Raw genomic sequence first — 20,673 nt, forward strand, 5'->3', positions numbered from 1 at the left:
TGAGCACCCTCTCGTGGACGGAGACCCACCCCTCGTGAGCGCCGACCTGGCCGTAACGCCCACCTCCGCCGCAACCGAACCGCCCGCCCGCCCGACCGTGGCCATCCTCGTGCTCGCGTCCTGCGGTCTGCTGGTGTCGCTGATCCAGACGATGGTCGTGCCGCTCCTGCCGCAGTTCCCGCGGCTCATGTCGGTCTCGCCGTCGACGGCGGCCTGGCTCGTCACGGCCACACTGGTCGCGGGTGCGGTGTCCGCGCCGGTCCTCGGGCGGCTCGGCGACATGTACGGCAAGCGCCGGATGCTGCTGGTGTCGATCGCGCTGATCCTGCTGGGCTCGGTCATCGGGGCGACGGCGCCGAACATCGTGCTGCTGATCGTGGGGCGGGTGCTGCAGGGCGTGTCCTTCGGCGTCATCGCGCTCGGGATGAGCCTGATGCGGGACGTCCTGCCGCCCGAGCGGGTCGGCAGCGGCGTCGCCCTGATGAGCTCCTCGCTCGGCGTCGGCGGCGCGATCGGGCTGCCGATCACCGGGCTCGTCGCGCAGTGGGCCTCCTGGCGGTGGCTGTTCGCCGGCGCGGCGGTGGTCGCGGCGATCCAGATCGTGCTGGTCGGGAGGCTGGTCTCGGAGTCGCGGGTGCGCACCGGCGGCCGGTTCGACGCCGTGGGCGCCGTGGGCATCGCGGCCGCCCTGGTCTGCCTGCTGCTCGCCATCTCGAAGGGCACGGACTGGGGGTGGGCCAGTCCGACCGTGCTGGGCCTGTTCGGCGCGGCGGTCGTGCTGCTCGCGGTGTGGGCGCGCTGGGAGCTGCGCCGCCGCGCCCCGCTCGTCGACCTGCGCGTCTCGGCCCGTCCCGCGGTACTGCTGACCAACGGCGCCTCGGTGCTGATCGGCTTCTCGATGTTCGCGACCTTCATGCTCGCGACCCAGATCCTGCAGGCCCCCGTCGAGACCGGCTACGGCTTCGGGCTGTCGCTGCTCCTGGCCGGTGTGGTGCTGCTGCCCATCGGCGGCTCGATGGTCGTCTTCTCCTCGGCCTCGGCGATGATCTCCCGGATCCGCGGGCCCCGGACCACGCTGCTGATCGGTACGGCGCTGCTGGCGGTGGGCAACGTCGGGTTCGCGCTGCTGCCCGACTCGATGCTGCTGCTGATCGCCACCGCCACCATCGGCGCCATCGGGGCGACCCTCGCCTACTCGACGCTGCCGCTGCTCATCATGCGCGCCGTCCCGGAGACCGAGACCGCCGCGGCCAACAGCCTCAACACGCTCATGCGCCAGCTGGGCACCTCGACCTGCACCGCGGTCGTCGCAGCCGTGAGCACCGCGCTGGTGGTGGACGTCGGCGGCGAGACCCGGCCCGCCGGCACGGCCTACACGGTGGTCTTCCTGGCCGCGGCGGTCGCCGCCGTCCTGGCGATGGTCGTCGCGGCGGTCACGCCCGCCCCCGAGGGCGTCGCCGACCCGCGCGACGACCCCGCGCTGATCCGCCGGGCCGCCGCCTGAGCGTCGCCCGGGTTTCTGGCGGCAACCCAGCCGCGCGGCTACCCTGACGGCATGGCGTCCGCAGCGTCTGCCCCGGCCCCCGGCTCGCCCTGGACCGACTTCGACAGCAGCACATGCTCCGTCGCCCGCACGGCGGCGATCGTCGGTGACGCCTGGACGGTGCTGGTGCTGCGGGACATGTTCAACGGCGTCCGCCGGTTCGACGACCTCGCCGCCCACCTCGGGATCGCCCGCAACGTGCTGACCCGTCGGCTCGCCGGCCTCGTCGAGGCGGGCCTGGTGGAGAAGGTGCCCTACCGGGAGCCGGGCCGCCGGGAGCGCCACGAGTACCGGCTCACGCCCGCGGGGAAGGACCTGCGCACGGTGATGACGGCGCTGCGGGACTGGGGCGACCGGCACCTCGCGGGCGAGGCGGGACAGCCGCTGGTGATCCGGCACGCCGACTGCGGCGCCGAGGTGCACGCGGAGCTGCGCTGCGAGGCGGGCCACCTCATCGAGCCGCGGACGAGGCTGACCTCCGACCCGGGCCCCGGCGCCCGCCTCCGCTCCGCCTGACCGGCCCTCGGGCCGCAGTACGGCTCCATCACGCGCTCAGGAGCCGCCTCCCGGGCGCGCTGTGGCTCCATGACCCGCTCGGGCCGCTCCGGGGCGCGTGACGGCGCCACGACGCGTGTCGGGAGGCGCCGGCGCGGTCAGTCCCCGCGGGTGTCCCGGCGCAGCGGGTGCTCGGGCGGGATCTCGATGAGGCCGATCCGGACGCCGTCCGGGTCGGTCACCCACATCTCGTCGAGCCCCCAGGGCTCGCGGCGCGGCTCGCGGACGATCGTGGCGCCCCGGTCCGCCAGTTCCTTGTGCGCGGCCGCGATGTCGCGCACCTGCATCCACAGCGCCACGCCCGTGCGCTCGGCGCGTTCCCCCGCCTGGCCCGACACCTCAAGGAAGCCGCCGCCGAGGAAGAACACGGTGCCGCCCGGGAACTCCCGGTAGACCGCCAGCCCGAGCACGTCCCGGTAGAAGGCCGTCGTCACGTCCGGGTCGGAAGGGCGCAGCAGCACCCGGCCGGCGAGGATCTCCATCCCGCCGAGCCTACCCAGCGGACGGTCGCCCCAGGCGGGCCGCGGGCAGGCCGTCCGGGCCCGCCGGCGCATCGGGGTCGATCCGCAGCGCGGTCATGATGCGGGCGAGGCCGAGGTAATGGGCCGCGGTGATTGCGATCTCCACTATTTCCCGTTCCGAGAACTCCGCCGCGAGCGCCGCGTAGTTCTCGTCCGACACCTCGCCGTCCCGCACGAGTGCGGCGGTGAATTCGAGTGCCGCGCGGGTACCAGGGTCGAAAGACCCTATTTCACCCCGGTCGAGGGCCTCGATCTGCTCGGCGGTACCGCCCGCGGCGAGGGCGATGGGCACGTGCTGCTCCCACTCGTAGCGGGCCGCGAGTCGTCCGACCTGGAGGATCACCAGCTCGCGCAGCAGCGGGTCGATCGCGAGGTCGGAGAGGATCGCGCCGCCGAACTTCAGCCACGGCCGGAAGGCCGTCTCGGCGTGCGCCATCATGCGGAAGACGTGCAGCGGAGGCATCTTGCCGAGCGTCGAGGCGACGGCGGGCGGGGCGGACTCGGGGGTCAGGTACGTGACACGGGCCATGCCCGTGGACCCTAGAGCGGATCGGCACCCGGTGCCACAACCGGTGGACCCGTCCATGCCGGGTACCGTCCACACCGGACGGTGATACGTCCGCGATCTGCGCCGATCCACACCCGGCCCGCCGAACCCACTGGTAAAACCCTTGAGTAGTACTCGCGGGTAACATTTCCTCGGAGACCCAACAAAGGTATCGGCAGACGGGTGAAGAGCCAGGTCACGTTCCGATCTCCCGGCAATTCCCGCTACGGTTCCCTCACCGCCGAAGACGAAACCGCCGGGTCCGTCGCGCCACCGCTCGCCGCACCGACCTGTGTTTCCTTCTCGTTCGGCCCACGTTCCGACCAGCGTCCGCCGCCTGGAGGCACCCGTAATGAAGCCGTTCGTGGTCAACCGCCACGGCCGCCTCGTGTTCCCCGCGAACTTCTCGCCGGATCTCGATTTCTCGGTGCTCGACACGCTCGAGGGCGCGGCCGCCGTCATCGGCCGCGACTTCGAGTCGAAGGCACCCACCGGGACCGAGATCGCCGAGCGCGTGGCCCGGGGCGCCTACACCCGCCGCTTCGACCTGCTGCGCGACCTGGGGCAGAACCTGTTCTGGGTCAACCGGTGGGCGCTGACCATGTACGAGAAGCGCCCGACCCGCTGGCGCGACCTGCCGCGCACCCGGGACGACGTGTTCCTGCCCGTCGTCACGCCCTGGGTCGACGGCGAGCGCAAGGCCGCCGCGGTGGCCGAGGCCTGGCGTGCCCTGCCCGAGGGCCGGTACCCGGAGGTCGAGGAGCGCCTGTTCGGCCTGCTCTACGACGTCTACGGCAACCGGAAGCACCACGGGACGGACCTCGAGGCCGTCAAGCCGACCGTCGCGGAGTTCCTCGAGTCGCCCGGCGCCCTGACCTTCGTCCTGCCCGACCTGGAGCCGGACTACCCGACCTTCTCCACGACCGAGATCCTCGACGCCCACGAGGAGGCCCCCGAGCTGGAGGCCCTGTCCCGCTGGGCGATGGTGCTGCACAACCAGTACCCGTGGACCCGCTCGCGGACCGAGCTGCGCGAGGCGTCGGCGATCGGCGACGACGAGGTCGTCATCGCGTTCCACCCGCGCACCCGGGAGGTGGCGGCGTTCCTGGAGCGGGTCCGCAACGGAGCGCCCGTCCGGACCCGCCCCTCCCGGCCCGCCGCCGCGCCCGTCGCGCCGGCGCGGCCGCTGCCGCCCGTGAAGGTCCCGGAGACCTTCTCGGTGGCCCCGAAGCTCGAGGCGCTGGCCGTCGTGCGCGGCGAGCACGTCTGCGAGAACGCGGACGTCGTGCGCAACTCCAGCTTCTCCTGGTCGCCGATGAGCGCCGCGGAGATCACCGCGAAGACCGGGATCGAGCGCCGGCGCTACTCCGAGCACGACATCGGCGACCTCGCCCTCGCCGCGGCGGACGCCGCGCTCGCCCACTCCGGCCGCGCGCCGGAGGAGATCGGCGCGGTCCTCGTGGCGACCTGCACCAGCGATCGGCTCATCCCGTCCCTGGCCACGTGGCTCTCCGGCGAGCTCGGCCTCCTGCAGACCCACTGCTCGGCGGACATCGTGGCGGCCTGTGCCGGGCTGCCCTACGGGCTCGCCGAGGCGGTTCGCCAGCTGCAGGAGGTCGGGCGACCGGTGCTGCTGGTCTGCGTCGAGAAGTTCAGCGACAAGATCGGCGGGGTCCGGACCTCGCGGATGATCTTCGGGGACGGCGCGGCCGCCCTCGTCGTCGCCCCGGCGGAGGAGGGGTCCGCCGGGGACGTCGAGGTCCTGCAGACCTACGCGAGCGGCCCGGCCTCCCAGGTCAACTCGATCATCTGGCCGAACCCGGAGTTCGACAACGACATCACGGTGTACGGACCGGAGGTGAAGGCGCTCGTCGCCCGCTACCTCGACCAGATGATCGGCGAGCTCGACGCGCTGCCGGGCCCGGACGGCGGGAAGCTGCTCGACGCCATCGAGCTGATCGTGCCGCACCAGGCCAACCGCACCATGGTCGTGCAGCTCGCCGAGAAGGCGGGGCTGAGCGCGGACCAGCTGTACTTCGACATCGGCGACATGGGCAACGTGTCCGCCGCGTCCATCCCGATCGCGCTGTTCGACGCCGTCCGGGACGGCGTCGTCACGCGGCCGACGCGGGTCTTCGCCCCCGGCTTCGGCGCCGGCGCCGTGGGCGGGTACGCGGTGCTCACCGTCGACCCCGCGATCATGGCCCCGGAGGTCGTGCTGCCGCCCGCGGTCCGGGACCGCTCGACAACGCCGTTACCGCGCAACCCGGTCGCCGGAACCTCCGTCGAGGATGTCCACGTGGCGTTCGGGGCGTAGCAGGATGGCCCTCGTGAGCAGCTTCTCCCGGATCGCGATCGTCAACCGTGGTGAGCCCGCAATGCGGCTCATCCACGCCGTGCGCGAGTGGAACGCGGCGGGTGGATCCCCGCTGCGCACCATCGCGCTGCACACCGCCGTGGACCGCAGGGCCATGTACGTGCGGGAGGCCGACGAGGCCGTGCTCATCGGCCCGGACGACCCCGACCACCTCGGCCCGTCGCCCTACCTGGACTACGCGGAGCTCGAGCGCGCGCTGAAGGTCGCCCGCGCCGACGCCGTCTGGCCGGGCTGGGGCTTCGTGTCCGAGAAGGCGGAGTTCGCCGAGCTGTGCCGGAACCTCGGCATCACCTTCATCGGCCCGTCGCCCGAGGTCATGCGCGACCTCGGGGACAAGATCGCGGCCAAGAAGCTCGCCGAGCGCGTCGGCGTGCCGCTGGCCGCGTGGTCCGGCGGGCCGGTCGCCGACCTCGGCGACGCGCGGCAGAAGGCCGAGGCCATCGGCTACCCGCTGATGGTCAAGGCCACCGCGGGCGGCGGCGGGCGCGGCATCCGCTACGTCGCGACGCCGGACGACCTCGCCGAGGCCTTCGAGCGCGCCGCGTCCGAGGCCGGCAAGACCGCCGGCGACGCCACCGTGTTCCTCGAGCGTGCCGTCCGCGGCGGGCGGCACGTCGAGGTGCAGGTCGTCGCCGACGCCACCGGGGACGTCTGGACCCTCGGCGTCCGGGACTGCTCGGTCCAGCGCCGCAACCAGAAGGTCATCGAGGAGTCCGCCTCCACGGCGCTCGACGCCGAGCAGGAGGAGCTGCTGCGCAGCTCGGCGGCCGAGCTGGCCCGCGCCGCCGGCTACGTCAACGCCGGCACCGTCGAGTTCCTCTACGAGCCCAAGGAGCGGCTGCTGTCGTTCCTCGAGGTCAACACGCGGCTGCAGGTCGAGCACCCGGTCACCGAGGCGTGCACCGGCGTCGACATCGTCAAGCTGCAGCTGCACGTGGCCGGCGGCGGCAAGCTCGCCGACATCTCCTCGGAGCCCCCGCGCGGCACCGGCTGGGCGATCGAGGCCCGCCTGACCGCCGAGGACCCGGAGCGCGGCTTCGCGCCCGCACCGGGCCTCATCGAGCACCTCGCGCTGCCCGCGGGCCCGGGGATCCGGGTGGACACCGGCGTCGCGACCGGCGACGTCATCCCGCCGCAGTTCGACTCGATGATCGCCAAGGTCATCGCGTGGGGCCGGGACCGCGACGAGGCCCGCGCCCGGCTGCTGCGCGCGCTGCGCCAGACCGCGGCCGTGATCGACGGCGGCACCACCAACAAGGCCTTCCTGATCGACCTGCTCCAGCGGCCCGAGCTCGTCGCCGGCGAGACCGACACGACCTGGCTCGACGGGCTGATGGCGCAGGGCTACACGCCGCCGCGCCGGCTCGACGTCGCGCTGCTCGCCACCGCCGTCGAGGCGCACGACGGGCACGTCGCCCGCCAGAAGGCGCGGCTGTTCACCGCCGCCGAGCGCGGCCGGCCGGAGGTCGGGGCCGAGACCTGGCACCAGACGGACGTCCGGGCGGCCGGTGAGTCCTACCGGCTGCGGGTCGCCCGCACCCGGGCGAGCCGCTACCGCGTGGTGCTCGACGTGCCCGGCGGCGCCGCGCAGGCGGTGGACGTCGACGTCGAGCGGTCCGGCCGCTTCGAGCGCAGGCTCACCGTCGGCGGCACCACGTACTCGGTGCTCTCGGCGCCGCAGGACACCGACTACCTCGTCGAGGTCGACGGCGCCGTGCACCGGATCTCCGGCGGCGAGGCCGGCATGGTCCGGGCGCCCGCGCCGGCGATGGTCGTCGCCGTGCCGGTGACCGCCGGCCAGGAGGTCGCCGAGGGCGACGTCGTCGCGATCGTCGAGTCGATGAAGTTGGAGACCGCGCTGCGCGCCCCGTTCGCGGGCACCGTGGCCGAGGTCCTCGTGCCGTCGAACACGCAGGTCGAGGGCGGCACCAAGCTCGTCCGGCTGGAGCCGGCGGCCGACGCCGCCGGGCCCGCCGCGGGCGGCGACCGTGCCGACTTCTCGGCGCTGCTCGGCACCGGCGCGGACACCGACCCGGCCGCCACCGCCGCGGACGTGCTCACCGCGCTGCGCTGGCAGGTGCTGGGCTTCGACGTCGACGAGCGGGAGTCGCGGCCCCTGCTCGCCAAGCTCGACGCCGCGCGCGCCGCGCTGCCCGGGGACGACCCGGCCGTGCTCGCCGGCGAGACCGCGGTGCTGCGGATCTTCACCGACCTGTCGGCGCTGTCGCGCAACCGCCGCGAGTCCGACCCCGAGGGCCCGGAGGCGAACGGCAACGGCGAGTCGGGCCGCAACCCCCAGGAGTACCTGCACGCCTACCTGCGCTCCCGGGACGCGGAGGCCGAGCAGCTGCCGGAGTCCTTCCGCGCCAAGCTGCGCCGCGCGCTCGCGCACTACGGCGTGGAGCTGGACGGGGACCCGCAGCTCGAGCCGGCGCTGTACTGGATGTTCCTGGCGCATCGCCGCGCCACCGCGCACGAGCCTGTGATCCTCAACCTGCTGCAGTGGCGGCTGGCGCACCCGGAGTCCCTGACCGGGCTGCCGGCGGCGAGCCGCGAGGAGTACCTGCGCACCCTCGACGACCTGGTGCTGGCCACCCAGCTGCGCCACCCCGTCGTCGGCGACCTGGCGCGCCGGGTCCGCTACCACTCGTTCGACGCCCCGGCCGTCGAGGCCGAGCGCGAGCGCGTGCAGCGCGAGGTCCGCGCGCAGCTCGACGAGCTGGCCGAGCGCCCGGACACCCCGGACCGTGCGCAGCGGATCGAGGCGCTGGTCGCCTCGTCCGAGCCGATCCTCGGGGTGTTCGGCGCGCGGCACAACGCCGCCCTGCTCGAGGTCATGACCCGGCGCTACTACCGGATCCGGTCGCTGCAGGACCTGCGGATCAGCGAGAGCATCGGGCTGCCGGTGCTCACGGCGTCCTACACGCACCGCGGCAACGACCACTCGGTCCTCGCCACGGTGATCGACAACAACGACCCGCGGCGCGCGCTGGCCGCGGCGAACCAGATGCGGCGCCTGGTCGAGGAGCTGCCCGAGGGCCGCACGGCGCTGGTGGACCTGTACGTGACGTCCACGCACGCCGACGACCGGGGCGACCCGGACGCCCGCGCCGACCGGGTCCGCGCCGCGATCGGGGCGGTGCCGCCCGGCCGGGTGGCCCGCGTCGCCGTCGCCGTGCGGCCGAACCCGTCCGGGGCGCCGGACGCGCTCGCCGACCCGGGCCCGGTCTGGTTCACCTTCCGGCCGGAGGCCGACGGCACGCTCGTCGAGGACCGCACGCTGCGCGGCCTGCACCCGCTCGTCGCCGAGCGGCTCGGGCTGTGGCGGCTCGGCAACTTCGACCTGCGCCGGCTGCCGGCCGAGCCGGACGTGCACCTGTTCCACGCCACGGGCAAGAACGTGCGCGAGGACCAGCGCCTGCTGGCCCTGTCCGACGTCCGGCGGCTCACCGTGCTGCGGGACGACGCCGGCGTCATCCGGTCGCTGCCGGAGCTGGAGCGGGCGATCGACGCCTGCCTCGACAGCCTGCGCAGCGTGCGGAGCCGGGACCCGAAGCTGGCCAAGCTCAGCTGGAACCGGATCCTGCTGCACGTCTGGCCGGTCGTCGACATCCCGTTCGAGGAGCTCGACACCGTGGTCCGGCGGCTCGCCGCCCGCACCGGGTCGCTGGGCCTGGAGCAGGTGCTGGTGCAGTTCCGGGCCGACCGCCCGGGCACGGACACACCGCACGAGTACCTCCTGCGGCTCTCCCGACCGCCGGGCGCGGGCCTGACCGTGCGGCTCGACGAGCCGCCGACGGGCCTGATGCGCGAGCTCGACGCGTACGCCCAGAACGTCATCAAGGCGCAGCGACGCGGGGCGGTCTACCCGTACGAGATCATCCCGATGCTCACGGGGCCCGAGGGCCGGTTCGTCGAGTACGACCTGGTCGAGGGCTCGGGCACCGACCCGGTGGCCGAGCCGGTCGAGCGCGAGCCGGGCCGCAACACGGCCAACATCGTGCTCGGGACGGTCACCGCGCCCACGGCGAAGCACCCCGAGGGCATGACGCGGGTGGTGCTGCTCGGCGACCCGACGCGGGGGCTGGGCGCGCTGGCCGAGCCCGAGTGCGCGCGGGTGTGCGCGGCGATCCGGCTCGCCCGCGAGCTGGACGTGCCGGTCGAGTGGTTCGCCGTCTCGTCCGGCGCCAAGATCGCCATGGACTCCGGCACGGAGAACATGGACTGGATCTCCCGGGCCCTGCGGGCGATCATCGAGTTCACCCAGGCGGGCGGCGAGGTCAACGTCGTCGTCACGGGGATCAACGTCGGCGCCCAGCCCTACTGGAACGCCGAGGCCACGATGCTGTTGCACACCAAGGGCATCCTGGTGATGACGCCGGACAGCGCCATGGTGCTGACCGGCAAGCAGAGCCTGGACTACTCCGGCGGGGTCTCGGCCGAGGACAACTTCGGCATCGGCGGCTACGACCGGATCATGGGCCCGAACGGGCAGGCGCAGTACTGGGCGCCCGACCTGGCCGGGGCCGTCGACGTCCTGTTCCGGCACTACGAGCACACCTACCGGGTGCCCGGCGAGCGGTTCCCGCGGCCGGCGCCGACCAACGACCCGGTGCAGCGCGACGTCACCACCGCGCCGCACGAGGGCGGGGAGTTCACCACGCTCGGCGAGATCTTCTCGGCCGACACCAACCCGGGACGCAAGAAGCCCTTCGACATCCGCTCGGTGATGCGCGGCGTGGCCGACCTCGACCACGCCCCGCTCGAGCGGTGGGCGGACATGCACGACGCGGACTCCGTCGTCGTGTTCGACGCCCACCTGGGCGGGCAGCCCGTGTCCCTGCTCGGCATCGAGTCCAAGCCGATCCCGCGGCGCGGCGTGCTGCCCGTCGACGGGCCCGAGCAGTTCACCGCGGGCACGCTGTTCCCGCGGTCGTCGAAGAAGACGGCGCGGGCGATCAACGCGGCGAGCGGCAACCGGCCGCTCGTGGTCCTGGCGAACCTCTCCGGGTTCGACGGCTCGCCCGAGTCGCTGCGCGAGCTGCAGCTGGAGTACGGCGCGGAGATCGGCCGGGCCATCGTCAACTTCGACGGCCCGATCGTCTTCTGCGTGGTCTCCCGCTACCACGGCGGGGCGTTCGTGGTCTTCTCCGCGACGCTCAACGACCACATGGAGATCGCGGCCGTCGAGGGCTCGTACGCCTCCGTGCTGGGCGGCGCGCCGGCCGCCGCCGTGGTGTTCGCCGGCGAGGTCCGCAAGCGGACCAACGCCGACGAGCGGGTCACCGAGCTCGAGGCGCGCATCGCCGCCGCCGTCGAGAGCGGGTCCGACGCGGAGGCCTCGCGGCTGCGCGCCGAGCTCGCCGGGGTCCGCGCCGCGGTCCGCTCCGAGAAGCTCGGCGCCGTCGCCGAGGAGTTCGACAGCACGCACTCCATCCAGCGGGCCCAGCGCGTCGGGTCCGTCCACCACATCGTCGATCCGCACCAGCTCCGGCCGTACCTCGTCGACGCCGTCCGCCGGGGCATCGCACGCACCCTCGAGGAACTGGAGACCTGATCATGACCTCCGCCGCCGCTCCGCTCGCCACCGACGCCCACCCCGAGCCCCGCGTCGCCCTCGTCACCGGTGGCGCCCGCGGGATCGGGGCGGCGATCACCACCACCCTGGCCCGCGCCGGGGTGCACGTGGCCGCCGGCTACAGCTCCAACTCGAAGGCCGCCAACGACCTCGCCGAGAAGCTCCGCGCCGAGGGCTGCTCGGTCTCGGTGCACCAGGGCAACGTCGGTGTCCCGGAGGACTGCCAGCGCTACGCCGACGAGGTGCTCGAGGCCCACGGGAAGATCGACTACCTGGTCAACAACGCGGGGATCACCGTCGACAAGACGGTGCGGCGGATGACCGTCGAGGACTGGCACGCGGTGCTGCGGATCAACCTCTCCGGCGCCTTCTACATGACCAAGGCCGTGCTGGACCACATGTCGGACAACGGCTTCGGCCGGATCGTCAACATCAGCTCGGTGATCGGCGAGTCCGGCGCCGTGGGCCAGGCCAACTACGCGGCGTCGAAGTCCGGTCTGTTCGGGTTCAGCAAGAGCCTCGCGCAGGAGGTGGCGCGCAAGGGCATCACGGTCAACTGCGTGGCTCCGGGCTACATCGAGACCGAGATGGTCGCCGCGGTCCCGGAGAAGGTGCTGGAGAAGCTGCTCGCGAACGTCCCGGTCGGGCGGCTGGGGCAGGCGCACGAGATCGCCCGCGCCGTCCAGTTCCTCCTCGACGACGAGGCCGGCTACATCACCGGCAGCGTCCTGGCGGTCAACGGCGGCCTGGACATGTGAGGTCCTGACCAGCCGAACGGCGCTCTCGCTCACACCTGGTGAGCGAGAGCGCCGTTCGTGTTCTCTCATCAGTGTTCTCATCAGTTCTGACGAAGCCCGCGAGGAGCGGTAACAGGAGCAGTGGGTTGCGCCGAAAGGCCCATCGTGACCACCTCCTCGCAGCCGCCGCAGAGCGGACAGCCCCAGCACCCCGGCCCGTACGGCCCGCCGCAGCAGTACGGCCAGTACCCGCAGTACGGCCGGTACGGCGCCCCGCAGCAGCCGTCGGCGCAGGTCCCGCCGCAGTACGCCCCGGTCCCTCCGCCGGCGCCCCAGCCGCGCAACGGCCTCGGCACCGCCGGCTTCGTGCTCGGCCTGCTGGCCCTGCTGTTCGCGTGGATCCCGTTCGTCGGTGTGATCGGCTGGCCGCTGTCCGTCCTCGGCCTGATCCTCTCGGGCTTCGGCCTGCAGCGGGTCACGACCGGCAGGGCCGACAACAAGGGCCTGTCGGTCGCGGGCCTCGCGCTCTCGGCGATCGCCCTGCTGGTCTGCGTCCTCTGGGCCACCGCCTTCGCCAGCGCGGTCAGCGAGACCTCCGCGTCCTCCGGCACGGTGTCCGGTGCCACCGCGCCGACCGCCGCGGCGACCGCGCCGGCCGCCTCGCAGGCGGTGGGCTTCGGGCAGACGTACACGTACGAGGACGGGCTGGCGGTGACGATTGCGGCGCCCGAGGCGTACACCCCGTCGACCTACTCGAGCCCGGCACGCAGCGAGATCGCGCGGGCGGTCGTCGTCTCCATCACCGTGCAGAACGGGACGAGTTCGCCGTTCGACCTCAGCACCATCTGGAGCGGGCCCGACGCGAGCTTCAGCGGCGGCGCTGCCGAGAAGATCTACGACTCCACGCAACTGCCTTCGGTCGAGTCGCCGACCGTGCTGCCCGGCAAGAGCTACACCTACGAGCGGGCGTTCGCCGTCGGTTCGGCTCCCGGTGAGTTGCAGGTCGAATGGACCCGCGACTTCCTGTCCGACCCCGTGATCTTCACCGGCCAGGCCTGACCCCCGAGCCCGTCACCGGGCCGCACCGGGTGGTCACGCACCGGCCCGGTGACACGAACGGCACTCTCGCTCATACCTACTGAGCGAGGGTGCCGTTCGCTCATGTGCGGCGGCAGAGGTTCTTCGCGGCGAGGATCCGCTCGACCGCGCGGTCGTTGTCCGCGGCGGGGATCTTCCCGGAGTCGAGCGCCTGCTGGAGGGTGTCGAGGATCGGGGCGACCGGCTCGACGTTCGACGACAGGGCGACGTCCGCGCCTGCCTCGAGCGCCGCGAGGCTCGCCTGCGGCAGGGTGAACCGGTTGCTGATCGCCTTCATCGCGCCCAGGTCGTCCGTCATGACCACGCCGTCGAACCCGTACTCGTCGCGCAGCAGGCGGTAGGTCGCCGGGGTGAGCGAGGAGGGCAGGTCGTCGGTCAGGCCCGGGACGTCCAGGTGCCCGACCATCACACCGACGCGATCGTGGTCGAGCCGGGCCAGCAGGTCGGCGTAGGGCTTGAGGTCGGCCTGCCGCAGCTGGTCGAGCGGCGGCACGGAGACGCGGCCCTGGTGCGAGTCGCCGCTCGAGTGCCCGTGCCCCGGGAAGTGCTTGAGCACCCCGTAGACGCCGGCCTGGCGCAGCCCCTCCTCGAAGGCGCCGGCGTAGCGGGTCACCACCGCGGGGTCGTTCGAGAAGGAGCGGTCACCGATCACGGAGTTGGCGGGCTGGTTGCTGACGTCGACGTCCGGAGCGAGGTCCCACGTCACGCCGCGGGCCGCCAACTGCCGGCCGCGCTCCTCGGCGAGGGCCCGCACCTGCTCCGGGGTCTTCCTCGCCATCGCGCGGGCACTGACCAGCTCGCCGTCGAGGTCGTCGATCCGCTGGACCCGGCCACCCTCGTCGTCGACGGCCACGGCGACGGACAGGTTCCCGGCCTGCTGCACGGCGTCGAGCGCCTTGTTCCGCAGCAGCGCGGTCGCGTTGCCGCCGAGGAAGATCCCGCCGACGTGCGAGTCGCGCACGATCCGCGCGGCGCCGGCCGGGTCGCCGGCGTCGACGCCCACCATCAGCCGCTGGGCCAGCCGGTCGCGTGGGCCGAGCGCCTGCACCATCGAGACGCAGGTGGGGCGCGGGTCCGCAGGGGCCTGCTCGGGCGCGGGTTGCGGGGCGCGGGGGGCGGCCTCCTGATGGGGGGCCTGCTGGGGCGCCTGTTGGGCCCGGGCGGAGAGCGCGACGTCCGGCGCGGCCCCGGTGATCACCCCGATCCCCGCCAGCAGCGCGCCCACGACCAGCCCGGCGCTGAGGACCGAGACCGCACGCCGGCGCCGACGCGGCGGGCGCGGCGTCGGCGGGTGCTCCGACGCCAGGTCTCCGGGAGGGAAGCTCTCGATCCGCATCGCCCCCCAGTGTCCCTGCCGGCACCCGCCGCCCCGCACACCCCCGCCCCGCGCGTCGGGATGCGGGTGACGATCACCGGAAGTGGAGCGGACCGCGCGGTGAGCGCGGACCTCGCTCCCGACTCGGGATCATGCCGACCGGGTAGCGCCGCACGGGCCGCTCGTGCACCACGAGCCGCCGGTCAGCGCAGGGGCGGGACCTGCTCCCCCACCGGCGGCGGCTCCGGCGGGGTGCCGTCGCCGAAGGGGCGACCGCCCAGCTCCTCGCGGTGGTGCGGGGTGAGCCAGCCGGAGAGGTCCGGACCGACCGGGACGATGCCCGTCGGGTTGATCTCCCTGTGCACTCCGTAGTAGTGCTGCTTGATCTGGGTGAAGTCGATGGTGTCGCCGAAGCCGGGGGTCTGGAACAGGTCGCGCGCGTAGGCCCACAGCACCGGCAGCTCGGTGAGCTTCTGCCGGTTGCACTTGAAGTGGCCGTGGTAGGCGGCGTCGAAGCGGACGAGCGTGACCCACAGCCGCACGTCCACCTCGGTGAGGGTGTCGCCGACGAGGTAGCGCTGGTCCTCGAGCCGCTCGGACAGCGCGTCGAGCCGGTCGAAGAGCGCCGTGTACGCCCGCTCGTACGCCTTCTGCCCCTTGGCGAAGCCGCACTTGTACACGCCGTTGTTGACGTCGTGGAAGATCTGCTCGGAGAGTTCCTCGATCTCGTCCCGGTACTTGTCCGGGAACAGGTCCGGCGCGCCCGGGCGGTGGTAGGCGGACCACTGGGTGGCGAAGTCGAACTCGAGGGCCTTGTAGTCGTTGGTGACGACCTTGCCGGTGGCCACCTCGACCACCGCCGGCACCGTGACGCCCTTGTCGTAGCCCGGCTCCGCCTTCTCGTAGGCCTCGCGCAGGTACTCGATCCCCAGCACCGGGTCCTTGTCGTCCGGGTCGAGGTGGAAGCGCCAGCTCCGGTCGTCGTGCAGCGGGCCGGCGATGCCCAGCGAGATCACCGGCTCGAGACCGTGCAGTCGCCGCGAGATGATCGCGCGGTTCGCCCACGGGCAGGCCCGGGCCCCGACCAGCCGGTAGCGGTCCGGCTCGACCGGCCAGGGCGAGGAGCCGTCCGAGGTGATCCGCTCCTGCACGCCGAGCGGCTCGCGCTCGAACTCGTCCGTGCTCGACTGGGCGGCGCCTGCGATGTCGGCCATACCTGGAATCTAGGTCCTCCCGGCCCGTCCCGCCGTGTGGTCGAATCCGACCATGGTCACCGCGACGGAGCTGTCGGATCTGGTGCGCCCGGGCATGCGGGTCGCCCTCGGCGACGGGTGCGGGACGCCGGTCTCCCTGCACGGCCCGCTGAGCCGCGCGGCCGAGGGCAAGGCGGTCCGGCTGGTGCTCGGCTGGATGCCCGGCCTCGCGCCCGACCTCGATCCCGCGGCGTTCGCGGACGTCCGGGTGCTGATGGGCGGGCCCGGCGTGCGGAGCATGGTCGAGGCCGGGCAGGCGCACGTCGTCCCCTGCCGGCTGTCCGCCGTCCCGGCCCTGGTGGCGGGCGCGCTGAAGCCCGACCTGCTCGTCGCGACGCTGGTCCGCGGGCCCGACGGGCTGCACCTCGGCGCGGAGGCCTCCTACCTGCGCGGGATCGTTGACGCCGGAGTGCCGGTGGCTGCCGTCGTCTCCACGGCCGCGCCGCTCGCCGAGGTCGGCCCGCCGATCCGCGAGGGACAGGTCACCGTCCTGGGCGAGACGGACGCGCCGCCGATCGAGATCCCCGACGCCACCCCCACCCCGGCCGACGAGATCGTGGCGCGGCACGTCGCCGGGCTCGTCCCGGAGGGCGCGCGGGTGCAGGTCGGACCGGGCCGGCTCGCCCAGGCGATGGTCGGGGCGCTCGAGGTGCCGGTACGGATCGACTCCGGGCTGCTGCCCGATCCCGTCGTCGACCTCGACGCGAAGGGCCTGCTGCTCGACGAGCCGGTCGCCGCCTACCTCTGCGGCACGCGGCGGCTCTACGACTGGGCGGACGGCCGGCGGATCCTGCACCCGGTCGAGGTCACGCACGACATCGGGCGGCTGTCCGCGGCCGGCGCGCCGCCGTTGATCGGGCTCAACGCCGCTCTCGAGATCGACCTCGACGGCCAGGTCAACGTCGAGGGCGTCGGCCGGGCCAGCGCCGGCATGATCGGTGGGCACCCCGACTTCTGCGCCGCGGGCGTGCGGGGGTCCGGGCTGTCGGTGATCGCGATGCCGTCGACGGTCAAGGACCGGCCCACCCTCGTCGAACGGCTCTCCCGACCGGTCACCACGGCGTCGCACGACGTCGAGGTCGTGGTCACCGACCGGGGCGTCGCCGACCTGCGCGGACTGGACCGGGCGGAACGCCGGGCCGCGCTGCTGGAGCTCTGGGACGGGCAGGTGCGGCCCGCACCATGATCGCTGATCGCGGTCGGGGACGGTCGGAGATCGACCGCCCCGCTCCACGACGAGTGATCATGCTGCTCGACGGAGCGCCGCCCGCATCCCTGAGCAAGATCGTCGATCGTGGTCGGGACGGTCGGAGATCGACCACCCCGCTCCACGACGGGTGATCATGCGCCGGGCGGCGGGCCATGATCGTTGCTCATGGTCCGGGAGGGTCGGGAAACGACCTCCCCGCTCCACGACGGGTGATCATGCTGGTCGGCGGAGGGCCGCCCGTACCCCTGAGCAAGATCGTCGATCGTGGTCGTGGACGGTCGGGACACGACCTTCCCGCTCCACACGAGTGATCACGCGGCCCGGCGGCGGGGCATGATCGTCGATCGTGGTCGCGGACGGTCGGGACACGACCTTCCCGCTCCACAACGAGTGATCACGCGGCCCGGCGGCGGGCGTGATCGCCGATCGTGGTCCAGGACGGTCGGAAACGACCCTGCCGTTCTACGACGGGTGATCATGCTGGCGACGGAGCGCCGCTCGCACCCCCGGAGCAAGATCGTCGATCGTGGTCCGGGACGGTCGGGAAACGACCTTCCCGCTCCACGACGAGTGATCATGCTGCTCGACGGAGCGCCACGCGGATCCGCGCGACGACGTCGTCGGGCCGGTCCTCGACGTCGTGCCAGGTCACCCGGAGCACGGTCCACCCCGCGGCGACCAGCGCGTTCTGTTTGTCGCGGTCGTTCTGGAAGCGGGCGGCGTCGACGTGCCACGCCCAGCCGTCGAGTTCGACGGCGACCCGTTCCGCCGGGAACGCCAGGTCGATCGTCCACGGCCCGAACGGCAGCGCACGCACCCCGCCCTCGATCCCGGCCCGGCGCAGCAGGGCGAACAGGACCCGCTCGCCTCCGGAGTCGGCCCGGTCGGCCGCGGCGGTGAGCAGGGCCCGCATCCGCGCGGCACCCGTGCAGCCGAGCGCCCGGTGATAGGCCGAGAGGAGCTCGTCGAAGGCGACGTGGCGCTGCAGGGCCCGGTCGAGCAGGACCGAGCCGCCGGTGGGCAGCGCGGCCGCCACCTCCAAGACGGTGAGGGCCGGGGCGGTGATCCGGACGCCCCGCACGGACCGGACGTCGGCCGGGTCGAGCGCGCGACGTCGCACCACGATCCCCTCCGGCGGACGGGGACGCCGCATCGGCGGCACGGTGACCTGGATGCGCGGCGGGCAGCGGTCGGTCATCCGGTGCCACCAGCCCGCGGCCTCGCCGGACACGACGGCACCCTGCCCGGCCCAGATCGAGGCGATCCGGATCCGCGCGGCGTCGCTGAGCGGATGTCCGGCGACGAGGAAGACCCGGGGCGCCACCCGCCGCCACGCCCCGGAGGAGACCCGCCGGTGCACCGCGCGGGCGGACAGTCCCAGCTCACGGGCCTGGTCCAGGCCGAGCACGCCGTCCTGGCGCACGAGAAGGCGGTGCAGGTGGTCGTCCATGGCGACCAGCGTCACCGGCGTCCGGGGGCCGACGGGCCCGTTCGCTCACCTCGTTCACCACCGCGAACCGGCCTTGATCACCGGTCGTGGACGGAGAAGGTCGCTCTTCGACTCTCCCATTCCACGATCGGTGATCACGACGAGGGGCACTGCGCCTCCCCGCCAATTGCCCCCCGACCATGATCACTTCTCGTGGACTCCGAGAGTTGCTTTCCGACTCTCCTGGTCCAGAAGCGGTGATCGATAACAGAGACGACGGTCCGCGGCACCACAATCACGGCCGCAGCTCAGCCGGGGTCGTGGCAACTGCCGCTCTCGCGGCAGGTGCCACTCACAGGAAGTCGCGCAGGGCCGAGACCGTGGCCGGGAGGTTCTCCTCCACCAGGAAGTGCCCGGCGTCGGGGATCGCGTGCCCGGTGACGAGGGCGGGGTCGGCGGCCTGCCGGCGCCAGACGTCGAGCGGGGACTCGGGGTTGCGGCCGACCACGCCCTTCTCGCCCCACAACACCAGCGTCGGCGCGGCGAGCCGCCCGCCCTCGGCGTCGTGCTCCAGGTCGATCGTGGCGCCCGCGCGGTAGTCCTCGAGCATCGCGTGCCGCGCCTCGGGGTCGGCGAAGGCCTTCTCGTAGGCGGCGAGGGACTCGGCGTCATGGGCCGCGAGCCCGCTCCCCCAGCTGCCGAGCAGCCGGTGCAGGTAGTAGATCGGGTCGCCGGCGATCAGCCGTTCGGGCACGTCGGCGGGCTGGGTGAAGAAGAACCAGTGGTAGTAGGCCTGGGCGAGTGCGCGGTCGACGTGGTCGTACACGTAGGCCGTGGGCAGGATGTCCAGCAGCGCCAGCTTCTCCACCCGGTCGGGGTGGTCGAGGGCGAGCCGGTGGGTCACCCGGGCGCCCCGGTCGTGCCCGACGACGGCGAACCGCTCGAACCCCAGCTCGGCCATCACCCCCGCCTGATCGGCCGCCATGGCGCGGAACGAGTAGCCGTAGTGGTCCTCACCGGCGGGTGGTCGGTCGGAGTCCCCGTAGCCGCGCAGGTCGGTCGCCACCACCGTGTGCCGCGCCGCGAGCTCGCGCATCACCGGCCGCCACATCACGTGGTTCTGCGGGAAGCCGTGGAGCAGGAGCACCGGCGGGCCCTCGCCGCCGCGCGTCCCGTGGATCCCGACCCCGTCGACCGTGACGTCGAACGCCGTGAGCCCCGTCATGTCCACCATGGTCCGGACCGTAGCCGGGCTCGCCGGCCGCGGCACCCGCGTCGCCCTCCCGGGCCCCGGTCTCGAACACCCACGCCTTCAGCACGGCGAAGCGCACCAGCCCGCCGAGCACGCTGGCGAGGGTGACCGCGGCCGTCTCCTCCAGCGGCGTGGCGCCGGGGACGACCTCGTGCAGGACGAGCAGCACCGCGGTGCTGTAGAAGGCGTAGAAGGCGACGGTCCCGGCGTCCTGGACGTAGACGCGCCAGCGGTGGGCGGCAGCGCCCTGGAAGGTGAAGCGCCGGTTGACCTCGGTGCTCACCGCCGTGCTGAGCAGCAGGGCGACCAGGTTGGCCGGCACGGCGTCGAGGACCAGCCGCATCAGCAGGTAGAGGGCGGCGTTGACGGCCGTGCCGAGCCCGCCGACCACGCTGTACCGGATCAGCTGCGCCAGCAGCGGGAACCGCGCGCGGAAGGCCGTGATCCGACGACCGGCGCCGCGGCCGACCCGGCCGGCCGGACCCGCGACGGCACCGCGGACGACCTCCGCGAGGGCGTGCGCCGGGTGCGTCCCCCCGATCGCCCTGCTCGCCGTCACCCGTCCACCTCTTCCGCCGACCGCCGTCCCGATCGGTACCTTTGTCGCATCCCCGCCTGGGTCTCCGCCCTCTCCCAGCTGTGTGAACGCTGTGCGAGGCGATCTTTCATCCCTTCGGGGAAGATCCGTGACGAGGTCGTGATCACCTCTACCCGTCACCGGGCGGAGGTACGCGCGTTGACCGTGTGAGGTCGATCGCCACCCGTCCGGGTGGCAGGCCCGAGCACCGACAGGGGGACGACGGCGGATGCGTCGGACGGCACTGGCACTCGTGGTCACCGCGCTCGTCGCGGCGGGCGGCGTCGCGGCCGCCACCGCGGCCTCGGCCGCCCCGACGAGTGATCCCGCCGTCGCGCACGGCTACTACCTGGCGCAGAACGGCACCGCGCCGAACGGCGCGTGGTCGCCGCAGTCGGACACGCTCGTCGACCCGCAGGTCGGGCGCTGCTACGACCTGACGTCGCTGGCCACTGGCCCGGGCGCGGACTGGACAGAGTCGGTCAACCGCACCGACGAGGTCGCCCTGCTGTCGACGAGGACCTGCGCACAGCAGGAGGCGGACGCGGAGGACGCGAGCGGGGAGGCCGCGGCGGCCGCCCATCAGGCGGCGCGCTGGACCTCCCCGGACTCGGTCTCGGCGGGCTCCGGCGAGTACACGTTCCGCTCGGTGAGCTTCGCGAACGTGCCCTGACCGGAGCT

At 73.4% G+C, this 20,673-nt stretch carries 15 protein-coding genes; 8 read left to right on the top strand and 7 right to left on the bottom strand.

Annotated features, from left to right (window positions below; translation table 11 throughout):
* Window positions 1-34 precede the first annotated feature (34 nt).
* Both ABD990_RS09095 and ABD990_RS09100 read left to right on the top strand, forming a co-directional pair.
* The gene (locus tag ABD990_RS09095; RefSeq protein WP_345379731.1) at window positions 35-1,504 is read left to right on the top strand and encodes an MFS transporter; all 1,470 of its coding nucleotides are present in this window, start codon (window positions 35-37) and stop codon (window positions 1,502-1,504) included.
* A 51-nt stretch (window positions 1,505-1,555) separates the two neighbouring features.
* Complete coding sequence (locus ABD990_RS09100) at window positions 1,556-2,059, top strand: winged helix-turn-helix transcriptional regulator (protein ID WP_345379732.1); 504 nt, start codon at window positions 1,556-1,558, stop codon at window positions 2,057-2,059.
* 137 nt (window positions 2,060-2,196) lie between these two features.
* Here ABD990_RS09100 and ABD990_RS09105 read toward each other — a convergent pair whose 3' ends face one another.
* Window positions 2,197-2,580 (bottom strand): VOC family protein, encoded by a 384-nt coding sequence (locus ABD990_RS09105; protein ID WP_345379733.1) that lies wholly within the window; start codon window positions 2,578-2,580, stop codon window positions 2,197-2,199.
* Window positions 2,581-2,590: 10 nt separating this feature from the next.
* Window positions 2,591-3,148, bottom strand: a complete 558-nt coding sequence (locus ABD990_RS09110; protein ID WP_345379734.1) for a carboxymuconolactone decarboxylase family protein — start codon at window positions 3,146-3,148, stop codon at window positions 2,591-2,593.
* Window positions 3,149-3,518: 370 nt separating this feature from the next.
* On the opposite strand from ABD990_RS09110, the gene ABD990_RS09115 reads away from it, so the two are divergent.
* From ABD990_RS09115 to ABD990_RS09130, 4 genes are all read left to right on the top strand, one after another.
* Window positions 3,519-5,483, top strand: coding sequence for a 3-oxoacyl-[acyl-carrier-protein] synthase III C-terminal domain-containing protein (locus ABD990_RS09115; RefSeq protein WP_345379735.1), 1,965 nt, complete (start codon window positions 3,519-3,521; stop codon window positions 5,481-5,483).
* 13 nt (window positions 5,484-5,496) lie between these two features.
* The gene (locus ABD990_RS09120) at window positions 5,497-11,100 is read left to right on the top strand and encodes an ATP-binding protein (RefSeq protein ID WP_425569560.1); all 5,604 of its coding nucleotides are present in this window, start codon (window positions 5,497-5,499) and stop codon (window positions 11,098-11,100) included.
* Between the two features lie 2 nt (window positions 11,101-11,102).
* On the top strand, window positions 11,103-11,879 hold the full coding sequence (locus ABD990_RS09125; RefSeq protein ID WP_345379738.1) for a beta-ketoacyl-ACP reductase: 777 nt from the start codon (window positions 11,103-11,105) through the stop codon (window positions 11,877-11,879).
* A gap of 144 nt (window positions 11,880-12,023) precedes the next feature.
* Window positions 12,024-12,917, top strand: a complete 894-nt coding sequence (locus ABD990_RS09130) for a DUF4190 domain-containing protein (RefSeq protein WP_345379739.1) — start codon at window positions 12,024-12,026, stop codon at window positions 12,915-12,917.
* Between the two features lie 100 nt (window positions 12,918-13,017).
* On the opposite strand, the gene ABD990_RS09135 is transcribed toward ABD990_RS09130, so the two are convergent.
* Complete coding sequence (locus ABD990_RS09135; RefSeq protein WP_345379740.1) at window positions 13,018-14,292, bottom strand: glycoside hydrolase family 3 N-terminal domain-containing protein; 1,275 nt, start codon at window positions 14,290-14,292, stop codon at window positions 13,018-13,020.
* A gap of 182 nt (window positions 14,293-14,474) precedes the next feature.
* Window positions 14,475-15,485, bottom strand: coding sequence for a glutathione S-transferase family protein (locus ABD990_RS09140; RefSeq protein ID WP_345379741.1), 1,011 nt, complete (start codon window positions 15,483-15,485; stop codon window positions 14,475-14,477).
* Between the two features lie 52 nt (window positions 15,486-15,537).
* Between ABD990_RS09140 and ABD990_RS09145 the strand changes: the two genes are divergently transcribed.
* Window positions 15,538-16,710, top strand: a complete 1,173-nt coding sequence (locus ABD990_RS09145) for an acetyl-CoA hydrolase/transferase C-terminal domain-containing protein (RefSeq protein ID WP_345379742.1) — start codon at window positions 15,538-15,540, stop codon at window positions 16,708-16,710.
* A 598-nt stretch (window positions 16,711-17,308) separates the two neighbouring features.
* On the opposite strand, the gene ABD990_RS09150 is transcribed toward ABD990_RS09145, so the two are convergent.
* The 3 genes from ABD990_RS09150 to ABD990_RS09160 form a co-directional block, all read right to left on the bottom strand.
* Complete coding sequence (locus ABD990_RS09150; RefSeq protein ID WP_345379744.1) at window positions 17,309-18,184, bottom strand: DUF559 domain-containing protein; 876 nt, start codon at window positions 18,182-18,184, stop codon at window positions 17,309-17,311.
* A gap of 331 nt (window positions 18,185-18,515) precedes the next feature.
* Entirely contained in the window at window positions 18,516-19,259 is a 744-nt protein-coding gene (locus ABD990_RS09155; RefSeq protein WP_345379745.1) for an alpha/beta fold hydrolase, read from the bottom strand.
* Entirely contained in the window at window positions 19,177-19,974 is a 798-nt protein-coding gene (locus ABD990_RS09160) for a GtrA family protein (protein ID WP_345379747.1), read from the bottom strand. The genes ABD990_RS09155 and ABD990_RS09160 overlap by 83 nt, the downstream gene beginning before the upstream one ends.
* Window positions 19,975-20,221: 247 nt before the next feature.
* Between ABD990_RS09160 and ABD990_RS09165 the strand changes: the two genes are divergently transcribed.
* Window positions 20,222-20,665 (top strand): hypothetical protein, encoded by a 444-nt coding sequence (locus ABD990_RS09165; protein WP_345379748.1) that lies wholly within the window; start codon window positions 20,222-20,224, stop codon window positions 20,663-20,665.
* The last annotated feature ends 8 nt before the right edge of the window (window positions 20,666-20,673 follow it).

Origin of the sequence: Pseudonocardia yuanmonensis, assembly GCF_039542425.1 — a bacterium.
In the GTDB taxonomy this organism is placed as follows: Bacteria; Actinomycetota; Actinomycetes; order Mycobacteriales; family Pseudonocardiaceae; genus Pseudonocardia; species Pseudonocardia yuanmonensis.

Excerpts from the sequence above, each read along its gene's own strand:
- ABD990_RS09100 (WP_345379732.1), top strand. The coding sequence starts at position 1,556 with ATGGCGTCCGCAGCGTCTGCCCCGGCCCCCGGCTCGCCCTGGACCGAC.
- ABD990_RS09105 (WP_345379733.1), bottom strand. The coding sequence starts at position 2,580 with ATGGAGATCCTCGCCGGCCGGGTGCTGCTGCGCCCTTCCGACCCGGAC.
- ABD990_RS09110 (WP_345379734.1), bottom strand. The coding sequence starts at position 3,148 with ATGGCCCGTGTCACGTACCTGACCCCCGAGTCCGCCCCGCCCGCCGTC.
- ABD990_RS09115 (WP_345379735.1), top strand. The coding sequence starts at position 3,519 with ATGAAGCCGTTCGTGGTCAACCGCCACGGCCGCCTCGTGTTCCCCGCG.
- ABD990_RS09125 (WP_345379738.1), top strand. The coding sequence starts at position 11,103 with ATGACCTCCGCCGCCGCTCCGCTCGCCACCGACGCCCACCCCGAGCCC.
- ABD990_RS09135 (WP_345379740.1), bottom strand. The coding sequence starts at position 14,292 with ATGCGGATCGAGAGCTTCCCTCCCGGAGACCTGGCGTCGGAGCACCCG.
- ABD990_RS09140 (WP_345379741.1), bottom strand. The coding sequence starts at position 15,485 with ATGGCCGACATCGCAGGCGCCGCCCAGTCGAGCACGGACGAGTTCGAG.
- ABD990_RS09145 (WP_345379742.1), top strand. The coding sequence starts at position 15,538 with ATGGTCACCGCGACGGAGCTGTCGGATCTGGTGCGCCCGGGCATGCGG.
- ABD990_RS09150 (WP_345379744.1), bottom strand. The coding sequence starts at position 18,184 with ATGGACGACCACCTGCACCGCCTTCTCGTGCGCCAGGACGGCGTGCTC.
- ABD990_RS09155 (WP_345379745.1), bottom strand. The coding sequence starts at position 19,259 with ATGCGCGAGCTCGCGGCGCGGCACACGGTGGTGGCGACCGACCTGCGC.
- ABD990_RS09165 (WP_345379748.1), top strand. The coding sequence starts at position 20,222 with ATGCGTCGGACGGCACTGGCACTCGTGGTCACCGCGCTCGTCGCGGCG.